The 17,032-nt window shown below is 67.5% G+C and carries 9 protein-coding genes; 3 read left to right on the top strand and 6 right to left on the bottom strand.

All coding sequences use genetic code 11. The annotated features are described in order from the left end of the window. Positions 1–420 precede the first annotated feature (420 nt). The 3 genes from KF791_12085 to KF791_12075 all read right to left on the bottom strand — a co-directional run bounded on the left by KF791_12085 (position 421) and on the right by KF791_12075 (position 2,043). Entirely contained in the window at positions 421–840 is a 420-nt protein-coding gene (locus tag KF791_12085; GenBank protein MBX3733320.1) for a YbaY family lipoprotein, read from the bottom strand. Positions 841–899: 59 nt separating this feature from the next. After that, positions 900–1,352, bottom strand: a complete 453-nt coding sequence (locus tag KF791_12080; protein ID MBX3733319.1) for a DUF3568 family protein — start codon at positions 1,350–1,352, stop codon at positions 900–902. Between the two features lie 79 nt (positions 1,353–1,431). Beyond that, a complete protein-coding gene (locus KF791_12075) occupies positions 1,432–2,043 on the bottom strand; it encodes a DUF1802 family protein (protein MBX3733318.1) in 612 nt (203 codons plus the stop codon). A 275-nt stretch (positions 2,044–2,318) separates the two neighbouring features. Here KF791_12075 and KF791_12070 point away from each other — a divergent pair, with 275 nt between their 5' ends. Then, on the top strand, positions 2,319–3,722 hold the full coding sequence (locus KF791_12070; protein ID MBX3733317.1) for an oligosaccharide flippase family protein: 1,404 nt from the start codon (positions 2,319–2,321) through the stop codon (positions 3,720–3,722). Positions 3,723–3,741: 19 nt separating this feature from the next. On the opposite strand, the gene KF791_12065 is transcribed toward KF791_12070, so the two are convergent. Together KF791_12065 and KF791_12060 are read right to left on the bottom strand one after the other, a co-directional pair. Beyond that, positions 3,742–4,299 (bottom strand): UbiX family flavin prenyltransferase, encoded by a 558-nt coding sequence (locus tag KF791_12065; protein MBX3733316.1) that lies wholly within the window; start codon positions 4,297–4,299, stop codon positions 3,742–3,744. A 526-nt stretch (positions 4,300–4,825) separates the two neighbouring features. Next, the gene (locus KF791_12060; GenBank protein MBX3733315.1) at positions 4,826–5,752 is read right to left on the bottom strand and encodes a LysR family transcriptional regulator; all 927 of its coding nucleotides are present in this window, start codon (positions 5,750–5,752) and stop codon (positions 4,826–4,828) included. An 80-nt stretch (positions 5,753–5,832) separates the two neighbouring features. Between KF791_12060 and KF791_12055 the strand changes: the two genes are divergently transcribed. Beyond that, a complete protein-coding gene (locus KF791_12055) occupies positions 5,833–8,538 on the top strand; it encodes a DUF2339 domain-containing protein (GenBank protein ID MBX3733314.1) in 2,706 nt (901 codons plus the stop codon). 229 nt (positions 8,539–8,767) lie between these two features. On the opposite strand, the gene KF791_12050 is transcribed toward KF791_12055, so the two are convergent. After that, the gene (locus tag KF791_12050; protein MBX3733313.1) at positions 8,768–9,241 is read right to left on the bottom strand and encodes a hypothetical protein; all 474 of its coding nucleotides are present in this window, start codon (positions 9,239–9,241) and stop codon (positions 8,768–8,770) included. Between the two features lie 477 nt (positions 9,242–9,718). On the opposite strand from KF791_12050, the gene KF791_12045 reads away from it, so the two are divergent. After that, the gene (locus KF791_12045) at positions 9,719–16,621 is read left to right on the top strand and encodes a PQQ-binding-like beta-propeller repeat protein (protein ID MBX3733312.1); all 6,903 of its coding nucleotides are present in this window, start codon (positions 9,719–9,721) and stop codon (positions 16,619–16,621) included. Positions 16,622–17,032 lie beyond the last annotated feature (411 nt).

Below are 17,032 nucleotides of genomic sequence, written 5' to 3'. Positions count from 1 at the left end.
CCTTTTTCTTCTCCAGTTGCGAAAGTCGGGTTAGACCCGCAGCTCATCAGACCACCCATCGGTCCCCCAACCCGGTGGGGCGAACCTCCCGCCGAGCCGTGCGCCCATGCAGTCCCCACCACGTCACCCCGCAGTCCCACGTACGGTTCGGCAGGAGCCTCACCCCACCGGGTCAAGGCCTCACCCCACCAGGTGAGATCCGCGGCCCATCAGACCACCCATCGGTCCCCCAGCCCGGTGGGGCTCCGCGGAGCCGTGCGCCTGTGGAGTCCCCACAGGCCCGGCCGGCAGTTGCGCGTGCGCTTCAGGGCGCGTGAGCCCGGGGGGTGCGCCGGTGGGGTGAGGCGCCGCCCAACGGTACATCCGGCGACGCGCGGAGCCACGCCGGAATGGGAGCACGCCCGCCCGGGCTTCCCTCGGTCACCGGGTCGCGGGGACCAGGGTCACCACCACGTTGGTGGGGTTCCCATGGGTCAGCACGGGAAAGGCGGTGTCGGTGATCAGAACAAGTTCGCCGCCGCAGAGAATGCGGGCGGCGACGACGTACCGGTGGGCCGGGTTGATGGCCTTGGACGTGTAGTGCAGCTCGAAGGGAATCGGAGCGGTTTCCCGGGGGCTGATGTATTCGAGCGCCAGGTTGACTGCGGGCGCATCGGCAAGGGTCACGTCATCAAGCCGCAACTCGATGGTGCATCCCGGCGTCACCACCAGGTGATCGTATTGGAGCGTGCCGGTCACTTTCGGACGCGGTGCGGGAGGTTTTGAATGACAGCCCGCAGCGGCGAAGAGGACAACGCTGAGGGCCAGGCCGGAGGCGGCTGCAAGGGTGGGCGTGCGCATCGAGTCAAATCGGATGTGGGAAACGTGTGGGTTCGAAATCCGGACGGACACGTATCGGCCTACGGCGCGAGGACGATTTGAATCCGTTCGTAGATCTGTTTGGACAAAGTTTCATCGCCCAACGTGCTGACCCGGATTTTCAGCTCGGTCTTGGTCGGCGACAATGCCCGCATCTTGACCGAGACCTTCGTCAGGTCGGGGGCTCTCCCGTCAATCAATGAGGCGATCTGCGACGCCTGAAGGTCCAGTTCCGTGATGTCCAATGAATGCAGGGCCGCGCGGCTCGCGCGCAGGACGCGGTCCATCGGGGCGTCCTCGACCGCGCGAAGGCTCCCCCGGGAATAAGTCATCCCGGCGGGCGAATCGGCGGTCGGCGGCGTCGTGCATCCCGGGACCAACGCCAGGCCGGTCAATGCCGCCAGCAGCAGCGGTGCGACACCCCGGCCCCGGTGGATCAGGGGACGGAGTCTGGACTGCCGGGTTGGATTGGCGACTGCCAGCGGCCGTTTCATGACAGCCCCGTCTTATCGTGTCCCACTGGCCGCGCCAAGCATCCATGCAGCCGCCGGGCTCGACACCCACGGTCCTCCGTCACGGCGTTCGTGCCGGCGAACCTCTTGTGGGCGCCGGGAGCCATGGGGCACCCAGGGCGTCTCCGATGGCGGCCATCCGGCGGGAATGGATGGCTTCGCTCAGCACGGGGGTGGCCCCTTCGACGGGTAGCGGCTCGGTCAATTCCACCCAGGAGCGGCAGCCGCCGTATGCCGGCAGAAGCGTCAGGTCATGGCGACGGGGAAGTCGGAATATGCGAAGCGCGATCATGCTAATTGAAGCCTCACCGCCCCAATCGAACCGGCTGGCAATGACCTCCGGGGTCCAGACATGCTGACCGGACAGCGCCAGGGCCTCGTCCAGCGATCGCAATTGCCGCCAACCGGTCACCACGGCGAAAAACTCGATGAGAACCCGGTCCGGCGGCGGGACCGCGGCGGAACCCGCCGGTGGCGGCAGGAGGTCCCGGGCTTCGGGGACGACCTGCCCGGCCTCTTGGTGGAACCGCGTGGGAAAGAGGAGGAACTCGCGATGATCCACAACAAAGCCGTCCGGCCCCTCGGCGATGCCGCCCTTGCGGAGAATGAGCGACTGGCGGCCGCGTCCAAGTGCCTCGACGACGACCGCCCACTCTTTGAACGCGATCCGCACCACCCCAGCGTGCAGGGGATCGGGGCGTCCGGGCAAGCCGCGGGGCGTCGCGGGGCGTTGAGGGTGGCCCGGGATCGGGGTTCGCCCCGGAGCGAACCAGATCCCGACGCGCCGAACGGTCCTGTCAAACGGTCCTTGGCACCCCGGTACCGGCATGCGCAGGCTCGCCGCCTGGTGAACCTCCTCAATCCGGTCTCCGACGCATGCGGCCGTGCCCCGGGGTCGGCAGCCTGGAGCGCCGTGGGTCTGGCAGGACGGGACGGAGGGGCTTTGGCGTGAATGCAGCACCGCCGGGCGGGACCTTCAGGGCGCCGGGGACGCCTTGGTGGAGGAGCGGCTGGGAACTCCTGAAGTCTCAGTATTCCGGGTCTTCCGGACGCAGCCGCTTCGCCCGGGCCGCGTCGTGGAATGTGGTGGGGGGCGTGGCCTCGCGCGGGCTGATGCTGGTGGCGTCCCTGCTGGTGGCCCGGACTCTTGGCGACACCATGTTTGGTCAGCTGGGGATGATCCAGAACACCTTCCTCATGGTCGGGGTCTTCGCCAGCCTGGGGTTGGGCATGACCGCCACCCGGTTTCTCGCCCTCTACCGCCAGACGGCACCGGATCGGGCGGGGCGTGTGGCAACGCTGGCGCCGCTCGGCGCCGGATTGCTCGCGACGGCCGGAGCGATTGGCATCGTGGCCTGCGCGCCCTGGCTGGCGCGCGTCTCGCTCAACGAGCCCGCGCTGGGGTTCGCACTGCGCCTGGCGGCACCGATGCTCGTCCTTGGGGCGTTGCAGGATGCCAACCAGGGCATCCTGGCCGGGCTGGAGGCCTTTCGGGTCCTGGCGCGAGTTACCGCGATCACCAGCGTGGCGCAGGCACTGGGCATGGTGGTGGGCGCTTACTCCGGCGGACTTCCCGGCAGCCTGGTGGGCATGATCTGCGGCATGGCGGTCGGTCTGGTCGTATCCTCGCTCGCCGTGCGCGCAGCGCTGGTTCGTGCCGGACTCAAGACGGGCCTCTCCGGATGGCTCGATGAGGTGCCGGCACTGTGGCGGTTTGCGCTTCCGGCCGTGCTGGCGGGGGGCGTCGTCCTGCCCGCGAACTGGCTGGTGGGCGCCCTGTTGATGCATCAGCCCGGAGGCGGTGCCGAGATGGGCCAGTACAACGCAGCCCACCAGGTTCGCATCATGATCCTGTACATTCCGGGAATGGTCGCGACGGCCGGCCTGCCGGTGCTCACCCACCTGTGGAAACACGCGCGCGGTGGAGAGTACTTTCGGATCATCCGGATCAAGCTGGTCCTGGGATTCATCACGGCGTCCCTCGTGGCCGTGCCCGCCATTCTGGCCGCACCATGGATCATGACGGCGTTCGGCGAAGGGTTTCCGGAGGGGGCGCCGGTGTTGCGGGTTCTCGCGTGTGCCGCGGTGATCACGGCGACCCTCAACATGATCGGCCAGTCCCTGGTGAGCGAGGGACGCATGTGGACCGGTCTGTTGCTGAACGTCATCTGGGCGACCGTGCTGATCGGGCTCTCCATCGCCTGGATTCCGACACACGGCGCCCTCGGGCTTGCCTGGGCCAATTTTGCAGCCTTCGCGGTCCACCTCGTGACCGTCAGCCTTTATGTGCTGCGTCAGTCTCGGGACGGGGGACGTGACCGACTGGAGCCATCGGAGGTGACTCCGGTCTGAAGCCGGCCTGCTCCGAATTCTACTCCGGCTCCTCGCACCATCGCGCCTGCAGGCGGTGCGGGATGCCGAGGTGATCGAGCACCCGCGCCACCACGGTGTCCGCGACGGCACCGACCGAGCCGGGGCGGCTGTAAAATGACGGATTGGCCGGCAGCAACACCGCGCCGGCCAGCAGCAGCAGTTCGAAATTCTTCACGTGAACCAGGGAGAGCGGGGTCTCCCGCGGGACCAGCAGCAGCTTCCGCCGTTCCTTGAGCATCACATCCGCACAGCGGAGCAGGGCGTCGGAGCTGACCCCGTGGGCGATGCGCCCGAGCGTCCCCATGCTGCAGGGGATCACCACCATGGCCTCCGGGGGATTGGAACCGCTGGCGAAGGGGAGGTTCATCGAGCGGTGACTGTGGGTGGCGACGCCGTCGGGAAGTCGGAGGCCACCCTCCAGTTCCGCGGCGATCACCTGCGGTGCATACTGGCTGAGCAGCACATGGATTTCGTGCTGCGCCGGGTCGAGGCTGTCGAGCAGGCGCTGGGCGTACAGGGAACCGCTGGCCCCGGTCACGGCGATGAGCAGACGCATGCCCGCAGTATCCCTGAAACCGCCCCACCGGCAACGCGGGGGGGCGGACGCCTCGTTCGGGCGTGGCCTCGGCGCGCGCGAAGCGCCCTGGAGTACGGTGGCCCTCCACCGTTTTGGGAGCGCGCCGACGCGCATCTGGGCGGCGGCACGTGGGGTTGCCGGACGGTGACGTGGGACGTCGCGGTCGCGGAACTGAACGGGTTCGATGAGATGCCAACCGTGACAGGTCGCCGTCCCAAGAACCGGCGAATCGCCAAGTCAATTGGCGCTGGTTGGAACGGTGGCTTCATCGAACCCATCCGTCCCGAACTCCACGCCAGTTTCGGACGCTGCTTCGAGCGCCTCTGTCGTGAGGCTCTGCCGATGATCTACGCGCTGAACGTCATCAGCCCGGATCGAGGAGCGGAATGGGACGTCCCGGCGTGGCGGGGTTCGGGCAAGCCTCACCGCTGCGCCTTCCCAGCCCGGGCCTGGCGAGGAAGGCAAAACCACCGCCTTTCTGCCGGTGAGGGATATTGGCGCGAACTCACGGCTGCGGCCATGGCCCGCGCAGTGCGGCGGCGCGGGCGACAACGGCGCTGGTGAAGGCGTCCACCAGCGGCGCGGTGCGGGCGGGGCGGAGGACGCCGAGCGTCAGCCGGGGAAAGTCCTCCAGCAGCAGGGCGCGCACGCCGAGCGCCGGCGCCGCACCCGGCGCGGCCACCGAGAGGCCGAGGCCGTAGCCGTTGGCGACATACGTCTCGATGAGCGTCAGCGAGGGCACTTCCATGTCGGCGGCCCACGCGATGCCGCGCTCCGCCAGGCGCTGCTGGAAGCGGCGCGGGATCGGTTCCTCCGCCGGCAACGCCAGCAGCGGTTCGGCAATGCGGTCCTGGCTCAGCACTTCCTCGGCCGTCTGCCAGCGGCTGGCGCGCGGCACGAGCAGGACGAGCGGGATGGCGATCAGGGGTTCCGTGTGCAGGCCCTCGGCGGCCGTGGCGTCGCAGAGGGTCACGGCCACGTCGAGTTCGCCGGCGCGGAGGGCGCGCTCAAGCTCGGCGAGGTAGCCCTGCCGGAGGTCCACGCGCAGGCCGGGATGCGTCCGCCGCAGATCGGCGAGAATGGCGGGCAAGTGGTCGCGCAGGACGATCTCGGAGGCGCCGATGCGCAGGGGGCGGGCCACGCGGCCGCGGAGACGGTCGTCCAGCTCCGGCAGCCGGCCGAAGAACGGCTCGACGAAGGCGAACAGCTCGGCCCCGGTCGGGGTGAGCGCGAAGGGCCGGCGCTGGAAGAGCACCGCGCCCACGTCCTCCTCGAGCTGCCGGAGCTGGCTGCTGATGGCGGGCGGCTGGATGCCGTAAGGCATCTGGCGGGCGGCCTCGCTGATGCCGCGGTGTCGCGCGACGTGGTAAAACAGCTCGAGGTGGTGGAGGTTCATGTTCGATCCGGTGAAACGCGCCTTCAGTTTTATCAACTAACACCCCGGCGGCGAGCCTGCCCACGATGCGTGCCACTGGCCCCGGACACCAACTTCCCGGGGCGGCGAAAGGCACCATGACAACCCTACTGATTCTGATCCTCGCCCTGTTTGTGGCTCTTCCCATCGTGGCGCTGCTCCGCGCCGGGGCGGCGAGCCGTGCGGTCAACGAGCTGGCCGCGCGGGTCCGCGACCTGGAGTATCGGCTCGCGCAGTCCGCCCCGGTCGCCGCGTCCGCCCGCGCGCCTTCGGCCGCGGCGGAATGGCTGCTCCGTGGCCATGAGGTGCGGGTGCCGGCCGCGAAGCCAGTCCCGGTTTCGCCGCCGCCGCCGCCGCCGCCGGAGGAGCCGCGTTGGGTGCCGACGGAGGCCTTCGCCGCCATCGCGAAGGACGAGCCGCCACCGGCGTCGGAGGCCGGGGCGGGCCGGACGTGGGAGAGCCTGTTCGGGGCGCGGTTGTTTGCGTGGGTGGGCGGTTTCGCGCTGTTTCTGGCGGCGGCCTACGGGCTGAAATACTCGATGGACCACAACCTCCTGCCGCCGGCGGTGCGGGTGCTGCTGGGGCTGCTCACCGGTGCGGGCCTGGTGGCGGGCGGACTCTTCACGGACCGCCGCGGCTACCGCGTGACGGCGCAGGCGCTGGTCGGGGCGGGCATCGTGGTGGCCTACGCCGCGGGCTACGTGGGCCACGCGCTGTACCGGCTGGCACCGTTCACGTCGGGCGCGACGCTCGGACTGCTGGCCGGCGTGACGGCGGCGGCCATCGGGCTGGCGCTGCGGCTGCAGTCGCCGGGCGTCGCGGCGCTGGGCTCGCTGGCGGGCTTCATCACACCGTTCCTGCTGCCGCAGGGGCTGGAGTCGCCGGTGGCGCGGTTCACGTATATCGGGCTGCTGAACGCGGGCCTGCTCGCCGTGGTGCTGCGGCGCGGGTGGGGCTGGCTGGCGCCGCTCGCCGGCCTCGGCACGGCGGTCACGCTGGGGGCCGGTCTGCACACGCTGGGCGATGCACAGCGCGCGGGCGTGGCGCTGGCGCTGCTGGCCCTGTTCGGCGGGGCGGCCTGGTGGCACGCCCGCCGCGGGGAAACGGCGGATGCATCCACGGCCGGCCTCAAAGCAACCCGGGCGCTGCCGGACCTGGCGGCGGGGACCGGTCTGGTCCTCGGGTTCGCGGTGGTCTGGCTGTTGGGGTGGGGGGTCGGCGCTTCGCTGGCGTTTCGGCCGCAGAACGCCACTGCGGTCGTCGGCCTCCTGCTGCTGGCCGGCGCGTTGCACGGCACGGCGCAGCATGGGCTGGCCCGGCGCGTGGGATTGCCGCCTTGGGTGGCGTTGCTGCCGGCCATCGGCCTCGCCGTGCTGCTGGGCCTCTGGGTGAGCTTTGGACCGCCGGCGCTGCACCCCGCCTGGCTGCCGGCGGCGGTCGTGCTGCTGGCGCTGACCGGCCGCAGCGCCTTCCAGCCCGGCGAGGACACGGTGCCGGCCAGCCCGAACGAGCCGGCACCGCGGCTGGTCGCGCTCGGGGGCACGGTCATCGCCGCGGCCCTGCCATTGCTCCTCGCCCTGCTGAACTCCCAGTTCACCGGACCGGGCTGGGTCTTCTTCGGCCTGGCCCTGCTGGCCGCGTGGCTGCTGGCGGGTGCGAGCCGGCTTGACCTGCCGGTGCTGGCGCCGGCTGCGGTGCTGGTGGCGGGCGTGATTGCGAATGTCTGGGCCTTGTTCGCGACCGATCCGGCCGCGTACACGGAGCTGCTGCCGGGCAGCCGGCTGCTGGTGGAGGAGTTCCGCCGGCCGATGCCGATGCCGTGGTCGGGGCCGGCGATGCTGGCGTGGCTGGTCGGTTTCGCGGTGGTTCTGACGGGGATGCCGCCGCGGCTGCGGCGGGCCGACGACGAACACCCGGCCTGGTGGATCGCCGCCGCCCTGGCGGGGCCGCTGCTGCTGCTTCCGCTGCTGGGCGTGGTGCACCACGTCTGGCCTGCCGTGCCGGCGGCGCTGGTGCCCCTGGCGTTGGCCGTACCGACCGGCCTCGTCGCCTGGTGGGCGGCGCGCCGCCTGGCGCGGGGGAATCCGCACCGCCTCACGGCGCTGGCCTGGCTGTGGGGCGCGGCACTCCTGCTGGTCACGGTGGCGCTGCCGCTGCAACTCGATCACCAGTGGCTGACCATCGGCTTCGCGCTCGAGGGCGCCGCGCTGCTGGCGCTCTTCCGCCGCGTGCCGCACGCGGGGCTGGTGCGAGCCGGGACGGCCGTGCTGATCGGCACCTTTGCCCGGCTGATCCTTAACCCGGATGTGGTCACCTGGGGCCTGCCGGACGGTCTCCCGGTGTTCAACGGCCTGCTGTATCCCTTCGCCGTGGTGATCGCGGCGTTGTACGCGGGCGCCCGGCTCTCCGATGACACGGCGCTGCCGCACGGGCGCAGGCTGCTGCTGGCGATGGGCACGACGGCGCTGTTCGTGTTGGTGAACCTCCAGATCGCGCACTTCTTCACACCACCCGGCCACGCGACGCTGGACCTTTCGTACACCGGCAACCTCCCCCGGGACATGACCTACACGCTTGCGTGGTCGGCGTTTGCGCTCGGCCTGGTGATTGCGGGGTTGTTGCGCGATTGGCGGCCTGCGCGGCTGGCGGGCGCGGCGCTCTTCGGCGCGGCGCTGCTCAAGCTGTTCCTCCATGACCTCGCACGGCTCGACAACCTGTATCGCATCGGCGCGCTGTTCGGCGTGGCGGTGGCCGCGCTGGCCGCCTCAACGCTGTACCAGCGGTTTTTCCGTGGTCGGGGGTGATTTTCTGGCAGGAGCTTGGCGGCTATGTGAATTCGGGGGGCGATGGGTTCAACCCACGTGTGCCAGAACCAAGGATCAAAGGGACAGGTCCATGGACACAAAGAGATCGTTGACGACTTCCCGGCTCCCCAGAATGGCGCCATCGGTCAAGTAGCGCAGGCGAAGCCGGAGGATTTCCGGGGCGGAAACCCGTCCGCGGGCCGCCAGGACCTTCAGGACCGTCTCCCGCTCAAACCCGCGGCGCAGGGGTTGCCCTTCCGCGTCGGTGCCCTCCCGCTCTTCGCCCTGCGTGAACAGCCACTGGCGGTACTCGGCGAGGACAGCCTCCGGGGTGGAGTGAAGGGCTGTGGCCAACCCCTCGCAGCTTCCGCCGTTCCTTGAGCATCACATCCGCACAGCGGAGCAGGGCGTCGGAGCTGACCCCGTGGGCGATGCGCCCGAGCGTCCCCATGCTGCAGGGGATCACCACCATGGCCTCCGGGGGATTGGAACCGCTGGCGAAGGGGAGGTTCATCGAGCGGTGACTGTGGGTGGCGACACCGTCGGGAAGTCGGAGGCCACCCTCCAGTTCCGCGGCGATCACCTGCGGTGCATACTGGCTGAGCAGCACATGGATTTCGTGCTGCGCCGGGTCGAGGCTGTCGAGCAGGCGCTGGGCGTACAGGGAACCGCTGGCCCCGGTCACGGCGATGAGCAGACGCATGCCCGCAGTATCCCTGAAACCGCCCCACCGGCAACGCGGGGGGGGCGGACGCCTCGTTCGGGCGTGGCCTCGGCGCGCGCGAAGCGCCCTGGAGTACGGTGGCCCTCCACCGTTTTGGGAGCGCGCCGGCACGCATCTGGGCGGCGGCACGTGGGGTTGCCGGACGGTGACGTGGGACGTCGCGGTCGCGGAACTGAACGGGTTCGATGAGATGCCAACCGTGACAGGTCGCCGTCCCAAGAACCGGCGAATCGCGATGAATCCGACTCAGGGCTTGACCTGAGCATCGGCACGCGACAAATGAGGGGTGATGGTCCCCACGGCAGGCCTTCCCAGGCAAACAACATCCCCGGACTACGGAAGTCCGACCTCCCGTTGCATGCTTGCGAGAAAAGAAACGCCCGCCGCTGCGAAACCGATCCCGGCGACCCGCCTGAAGCCCTTTTTCGTCCTACCCCCGGAACCCACCCTGTCCCCATGGCCTTCCATCCCACCCCAACGCTGAAACCCATCCCCAATCCCCCAGATCCATCCCCATCCGTTCGTGCGGTGTTTGCCGTCCTGATGATGCTCATGCTTTGCCTGCCGGCACCCCCCGCTCAGGCCGCGGGCGCCCCAGGCACGCTGCGATGGCAGGTTCCCCTCAGGGGCCCCGTGGCCACCCCGGCCATCGGACCCGATGGCACGATCTACGCAGGCGGGGCGGAGGAACTGGTGGCCATCGCCCCGGAGACGGGGGCTGTGAAGTGGAGGGTGCCGGCTTCCCCAACGATCTCCATCGTGCTCGGACCGGATGGGGAGATCTTTCACTTGAACCAGACCGCCGTTTCGAGCATCGGCCCGGCGAGTGGTGACACATTGTGGTCAGTGCCGACTGCAACACCGGAACGAAACTCCAGGATCGCACTGACATCCAATGGTAACCTGTTAATCGTCTATTTGGGTATCCAGAAGAGAGTGTACTCGGATTGCGACTGGGGAGTCTGCTCCAGCGTTCTGCAGTCCCTAGAATTTACAGATATAGACTCAACGAATGGAAGGCAATTATCCGCATTTGAATTGTTTACCGGAACCATTATCACCGCCAACTGGTGGGCCGAGCCAAGCGGGGTCTGGGGCGCATACGAGCTTGTGATTGATGCAAATTGGAGACCTACGATTGGCTATAATTGGTATAACTTTAATGGCAGTTTCTCGTTTTTTGGTTGGCCTGATTCCAATATATATGATGATTCAGTACGATTGCTGGGGGCCGTGTCCGCCTTGGGGAACTACGGCGCTCTTTATGGAGCCAGAGTGGAAGATCCGTGGAATGGTTCCGGTCATTACTTTTTCCAATTAGGACCGCAGTTGATTGAATCAGATGTAGACATGTCAAGGCATCCTGACGGGGAGGTTCCTGTTGTTGGTCAGGGCGTCGTTTACTACGCTGGGAAAGGGTCGATTTACTCAATTGACTCCCACGACTTGCGAAAACATTGGAACTCCTCCCTTGATGCTCAGGGAAAAAAACTTGCGCTTGGGGACGATCACATCTTGTATGTCTCGGGCAATTCCCACCATCTGAATTTTGGTGAATTGGGCAGAATTTCAGCACTTTCCGCAGCAACGGGCTTCAAGCGATGGGAATACCGGCATACAGCTTCCGTGACTTCGGCTCCCATGATTTCTGGAAGCGGAATTCTCCTCGTGGGTGCAGACGATGGTCTATTGGGACTTAACGTGTCTTCACGCGGGCCGGCATCCTCACCCTGGCCGCTGGAACGTCAAAATGTCAGAAACACGGCGAACCAAGGCGATGGAAACTTTCCTCCTTCGTGCAAGGTCACCTCACCAGAACCAATTCATTATCTCGGAGAAGATCTTTACCTGCAGGGGAATCCGTACGGTCCCGCCAGCAAATCGTACCAGTGGTACCTGAATGGCAACGCTCTGGCAGGCCAGACAAACGAAACCCTGTTCGCATCACAGATTGGTCCTTCCTTGAGGGGCGACTATCGTTTCGAAGTTGTAAGTGAATTCGGGCGCGCTTCTGACTCGACCAGAGTTCGGATTGTTGAGAGGAAAACCCCACTCGTTTCCGTCGGAGGGTGGGATGTCTTCGAAGACGGGGAGTTCAGACCGGGCAGCCTGGTGCGGTTTGAATCCGGATTTCCCGGGGGACGGGTCTTTTTCACGCTCGATGGATCAACACCCCGATTGGATTCACCCGAGTTTCTGGAGCCGTTTCCGCTGACATCCAATCTCGTCGTCCGGGCGCTTGGGGTGAGTGCCGATCGGTCGGAAAGCGGAATCTTGGGCCCGCTCGCCATCCGGGCCGGGGACTTTCCGATCCCGGATCTATTCGGGATCGTGACCGAGGTTGATTCGGGCGGCTCTGTTCTCCTGAGGCCTGACCGGCGCGAATTCATCGCGGGGGCGGAAGTCTCCGCAGCCGCGATTCCGAACTCCGGGTGGAGGTTCCTCCACTGGGAAGGTGACTTGGTGGGGACGGAGGAGACGGGCGTGGTCACGATGGATTCCAACAAGCGCGTCCGCGCTGTATTTGAGAAGATTCCAACGCCCCATTCAATCCGGACATCTTCCGTGGGAGCTGGGGGCGTTTACGTCGCACCGCGGGAGCAGGGTTATCAGGATGGGGAAATGGTCATCGCCCGTGCCGTGCCGGCTCCCAGATGGCGTTTCGCGGGATGGGCTGGAGACCTCGGCGGAACCGCTCCGTCGGCAGCACTGCTCATGGACAGTTCAAAAAGCGTGATTGCGACCTTCGAATCGATTCCAGAGCACTCGGTCACGGTGGCCTCCGGGGGAGGAGTGGTCAGTGGAGATGGAGTGTACCTGGAGGGCGAGACGGCCACCCTCACTGCAACCGCCCTGCCAGGGTGGACGTTCCTGGGGTGGAGTGGGGACCACTCCGGATCCGAACCTACCATCGTGATTTCGGTGACCCGGCCAGTGTCGCTCGTCGCCCGGTTTGGCACCCGCGTCATGGTAAACAGCATGGGTTCGGGCGAGGTGGTCCTGGAGCCGCCCGGGGAGTTCCATGCGCACGGCTCGCGCGTGAAGGTGATCCCCAAACCGCAACCGGGAAATTATCTCGGGCTCTGGGACCCGCAGTGGAGCAGCCAGTCGAAATTGGGCTGGGTGCTGACCGTGACCGACCCGAACCCATCCATCACCGGAATCTTCGTACCGTTGGAGTCCGATCGTGATTCCCTTTTGGTGGACACTGTTGGTGGTGGATCGGTCGAGGCCAACCCGCCACGCATGGCCTTTGAAATCACCGAAAGCGTCCAATTGGATGCCCGACCATGGCCGGGATGGACTTTTGCCGGATGGAGCGGCGACGTGGAAGGCGCATCAACACCGGCGACGTTGGCCATGACAGGGCCGCGGCGGGTCACGGCCACGTTCACACTGACGGCCCCGGGTCCCACGCTGGCACCGATTGCGGATCAAACGATTCCGGAGCTGAGTCAACTGGCGATTGTGCTGGAGCCCGGACATCCGGAGGCGCCGGTCGGGGGCTTGGGGCTGATGCTGGTGGAGGCTCCACCCGGGATGTCCGTGGGAGCCGGTCGGGTTCTTCGGTGGACCCCAAGTGAGGCCCAGGGACCTGGCATCTACCAGGTGCGTATCCGGGTGGTGGACCCAGCCGATTTGACCGCGGAAGAGGCCTTTCAGGTAACGGTGACCGAGGTCAACTCACCTCCCGGGATCTCGATCCTCAGATCTGAGGATTGGAGCGGTGACGACATCTATCTGGGGGCAAATCAGACGTTGTCAGCTCAGGCCCATTATTCGGATCCCGACCTGCCGCGGCAGAGCCTCGTCCTTGATGTTGTGGAAGGGCCTCCGGGATTGACGGTGTCGCCCTCGGGGTTGGTCGAGTGGGTCCCGTCCTCGGGCCACCCACGGCTGACCAACGAAGTGGTGATTCGCGTGACAGACGACGGTGAACCACCCCTGTCGGCGACGACAGCGTTCCGGGTGATCCTACTGAATAGCGGCGCCCCGCCGTCCATTGACGGCTGGACGCCGCTGGCGGCGTTCGAGCGCTTCGAGATGGTCCACGGGACCTTCACCTGGGAGGAGGCGCGGGCGGATGCGGCATCGCGCGGGGGGCATCTGGCGACGTTTGCGAGCGCTGCCGAGTGGGCCGCCGGACGGTCGGTCTGGCAAAGCTACGGCCGTGCGACGTGGATTGGCGGCTACCAACGGGAGGACGGGGCCGAGCCGCGGGGCGGCTGGGAGTGGATTACCGGGGAACCGTGGGCCTTTGAAGCGTGGGCGCCTTCCGAACCGAACAATTACCTCGGGTTCGCCGAGAACCACCTGGACATCCTTGCAGCGGGAGGCTGGAACGATGCGCCCGGCACCACCGGCCAGGCCTACCTGTTGGAGCATCCGGACCGGGGACCGGTTTCGCCGTTCGACCGTTTCGAAGTGAATGAGGGTTCGACGCTGGGGGTTGCGATCCGGGTGTCAGATCCGGATCTGCCCCAGCAGACGCTCACCCTGGAGCTGTTGTCAGCTCCGGAAGGCATGGTGCTCACACCGACGCGGGCGTTGATCTGGACGCCCACCGAGGCGCAGGGGCCGTCCACCAACGTGGTGGTGCTGCAGGTGCGGGACGACGGGGAGCCGCCGGGGGCGGCGACGGTGTCCTTTGAGGTGGTGGTGCGCGAGGTGAACCGGGCACCGGCGGTGGCGTCGCGATGGGTGATGGATTTCGGGACGGATCCCGCCGCGATGGCAACGGTTGCCGGGACCAACAACGCCGCGTGGGTGGTCGCCGGAGGCAACCCGGGCGGGTTCCTGGGGCTGACGTACTCGCGGACCAACGAGTACACCGCAGTGGTGCTGCCGCCGGTGCCCGAGGCCGGTGCGGTGATCGCCGGGTTCCGCATGTCCTGCGACCTGCGCACGGGCAATGGCACGCGGGAACAGGTCGCCGACGGGTTCAGCTTCAGCTTCGCGCGGGAGGGGGACCCGGTGCTGGTGGATCCGTGGGACCAGACGGGCTACGCCGGGGAGTGCTGTGCGGAGACGGGCACGCGAACGGGGGTCGCGGTGTCCTTCGACACGTGGGCGGGGAACACCTTCCCGGGAGCCGAAGGGGATCGCACCGACGTGGAGGGACTGATCGTGCGTGTGGACAACGTCACGGTGGCCAAGGTCGCCCTGCCGACCCGCAACGGGGAGCCGGGCGACGCGACGAGTCTGCAAACCGGTCCGCGCGACGCGGCGTACTGGGCGGGCGGTGGCAATCCGCTGTGGCCGGCGGCGTGGGCGACGTTGTCGTGGCAGCCGTTTGTGGTGGAGCTGAGGCCGGAGGGCCGGCTCTCGGTATGGTGGAAGGGCGTGGCGGTGCTGGAGGGGGTGGAGACGGGGTTTGTTCCGGGTCCGGGCCGGTTTGTGCTGGCAGGGCGGACGGCCAACTCGGTGGGCAATGTGCATGTGGACAACCTGCGGTTGAACGTGATCTCCCGGCATGAGGTGGCGGAGGGAGAGACCCTCGAGCTGGTGTTGAACGCGACCGATCCGGATCTGCCGCCGCAGGTGCTGGAGCATGAGGTGCTGGCCGGGCCGGCCGGCCTGACGGTGAGTGCCGGGGGCGTGCTGAGCTGGACGCCCTCGGAGGCGCAGGGGCCGTCCACCAACGTGGTGGAGGTACGGGTGGGCGACGACGGCTTGCCGCCATTGTCGGTGGTCGTCGGATACCAGATTGTGGTGCGGGAGGTGAACCAGCCGCCGGTGATTGCACCGGGGACGTCGGTGGAAGTGGACGAGGGATCGGTGGTCCGCCTGACGTTGGAGGCGAGCGATCCGGATCTGCCGCCGCAGGCGCTGGTGTTCTCGCTGGTGAGCGGACCGGAAGGGATGACGGTGACGCCGGCCGGAGAACTCCATTGGGCAACGAGTGAGGCGGATGGGCCGTCCACGGTCATCGCTCATGTGCGGGTCACGGACGACGGCGAGCCGCCGTTGTCGGCGGCCAACCGTATTGTGATCACCGTGCTCGAGGTGAATGAGCCGCCGGTGATCGCACCGGTGGCGGACCGGGTGGTGGATGAAGGCACCCTGTTGAGCCTGCAACTGGAGGCGAGCGATCCGGATCTGCCAGCGCAGACGTTGCGGTTCCTGCTGTCCAGCGGACCGGCGGGAATGACGGTGAGTCCGACCGGAGAGCTGGCCTGGACACCCGGCGAGGCCGACGGACCGGGGGAATTCGAGGTCGAGGTGGCGGTGCGGGATGGCGGGACCCCTCCGCTGACAGCGTTCCACCGTTTCCGGATCACGGTGCGGGAGGTGAACCAGCCGCCGGTGATTGCACCGGGGACTTCGGTGGAAGTGGATGAGGGATCGGTGGTCCGCCTGACATTGGAGGCAACCGATCCGGATCTGCCGCCGCAGGCGCTGGTGTTCTCGCTGGTGAGCGGACCGGAAGGGATGACGGTGACGCCAGCTGGAGAGCTGCTCTGGGCAACGAGTGAGGCGGATGGGCCGTCCACCGTGACGGCCCTTGTGCGGGTGACGGACAACGGGGAGCCACCACTGTCGGCAACCAATCGCAATGTCATCACCGTGCTCGAGGTGAATGAACCGCCGGTGATCGCGCCGGTGGCGGACCAGGTGGTGGATGAAGGCACCCTGTTGAGCCTGCAACTGGAGGCGAGCGATCCGGATCTGCCAGCGCAGACGTTGCGGTTCTTGCTGTCCAGCGGACCGGCGGGAATGACGGTGAGTCCGACCGGAGAGCTGGCCTGGACGCCCGGCGAGGCCGACGGACCGGGGGAATTCGAGGTCGAGGTGGCGGTGCGGGATGGCGGGACCCCTCCGCTGACAGCGTTCCACCGTTTCCGGATCACGGTGCGGGAGGTCAACGAGCCCCCGGTGCTGGATCCGGTCGCGGACCAGGTGGCGTCCGCGGGGGTGTTGTTTGAACTGCAGTTGACCGGGAGCGACCCGGATCAACCGGAGCAGCCATTGACCTTTGCCCTGGTGTCGGGACCTGCCGGGATGACGGTGGGTGCCGACGGGTTGCTGAGCTGGACGCCCCCGCCCGCGGCGGCGTCCTCGACGAACGAGGTGACCGTGGCGCTGCTGGACGGGGCCTTGAGCGTCCGCGGGGCGTTTCGGATCGTGGTGGTGGAGAACATCCAGCTGCAGATCGAACCACCCCGTGCGGACGGGCGGATGGTCCTGAAGATCCGGGCGCCGCTGTTGAAGCCGATCGTGGTGGAGCAGGCGACCGTGCTGGGGGACTGGACGGAGTTCCAGCGCCTGCTGGGGCTGGGGATGGAGAGTCCGATCGAGCTGTTGCTCAGTCCGGGGGCGGGCTCGGAGCCCAGCTTCTGGCACGTCCGCGGCGAGTAGGGGCGCCGAGAGGCCTGGCGCTTCCCGCGTTCCCCGTTGCTTTTGCACGAACGCAGCGGAACTGAAGTGGGGGGAAGGGACGCGCTTCTGCACGTCCGTGACGTTCTCCGATGCGCGCGCGGAGTGGTTGCGGGGATCGTGGGGAGGCTCTGGCGCCGGGCGCTGCCCGCGTTCCCCGTTGCATTTGCACGAACGCAGCGGAACTGATTTGGGTCGCGGTGAAACACGCCCCTACCAATGTGCCGGGGGCCCAGCGCTACCCGTTGGAGGAGGGGGCCATAGAGTGACAGGTTCATTGCGTGACGTTCTCCGATGCGCGCGTGGAGTGGTTGCGGGGATCGTGGGGAGGCACCAGGGCGGCGGTACTTCCCGCGTTCCCCGTCGCTCGCCCACGGGCACGGCGGATCTGAT

Source organism: Verrucomicrobiia bacterium, from assembly GCA_019634635.1.
Lineage (GTDB): Bacteria > Verrucomicrobiota > Verrucomicrobiia > Limisphaerales > UBA9464 > UBA9464.
The sequence above is the reverse complement of the archived record's forward strand: the minus strand, read 5'-3'. Positions and strand labels throughout refer to the sequence as shown.

Bases quoted from the DNA above. Each gene is read 5' to 3' on its own strand.
- KF791_12055 (MBX3733314.1), top strand. From the start codon at position 5,833: ATGACAACCCTACTGATTCTGATCCTCGCCCTGTTTGTGGCTCTTCCC.
- KF791_12085 (MBX3733320.1), bottom strand. From the start codon at position 840: ATGCGCACGCCCACCCTTGCAGCCGCCTCCGGCCTGGCCCTCAGCGTT.
- KF791_12050 (MBX3733313.1), bottom strand. From the start codon at position 9,241: ATGCGTCTGCTCATCGCCGTGACCGGGGCCAGCGGTTCCCTGTACGCC.
- KF791_12080 (MBX3733319.1), bottom strand. From the start codon at position 1,352: ATGAAACGGCCGCTGGCAGTCGCCAATCCAACCCGGCAGTCCAGACTC.
- KF791_12065 (MBX3733316.1), bottom strand. From the start codon at position 4,299: ATGCGTCTGCTCATCGCCGTGACCGGGGCCAGCGGTTCCCTGTACGCC.
- KF791_12045 (MBX3733312.1), top strand. From the start codon at position 9,719: ATGGCCTTCCATCCCACCCCAACGCTGAAACCCATCCCCAATCCCCCA.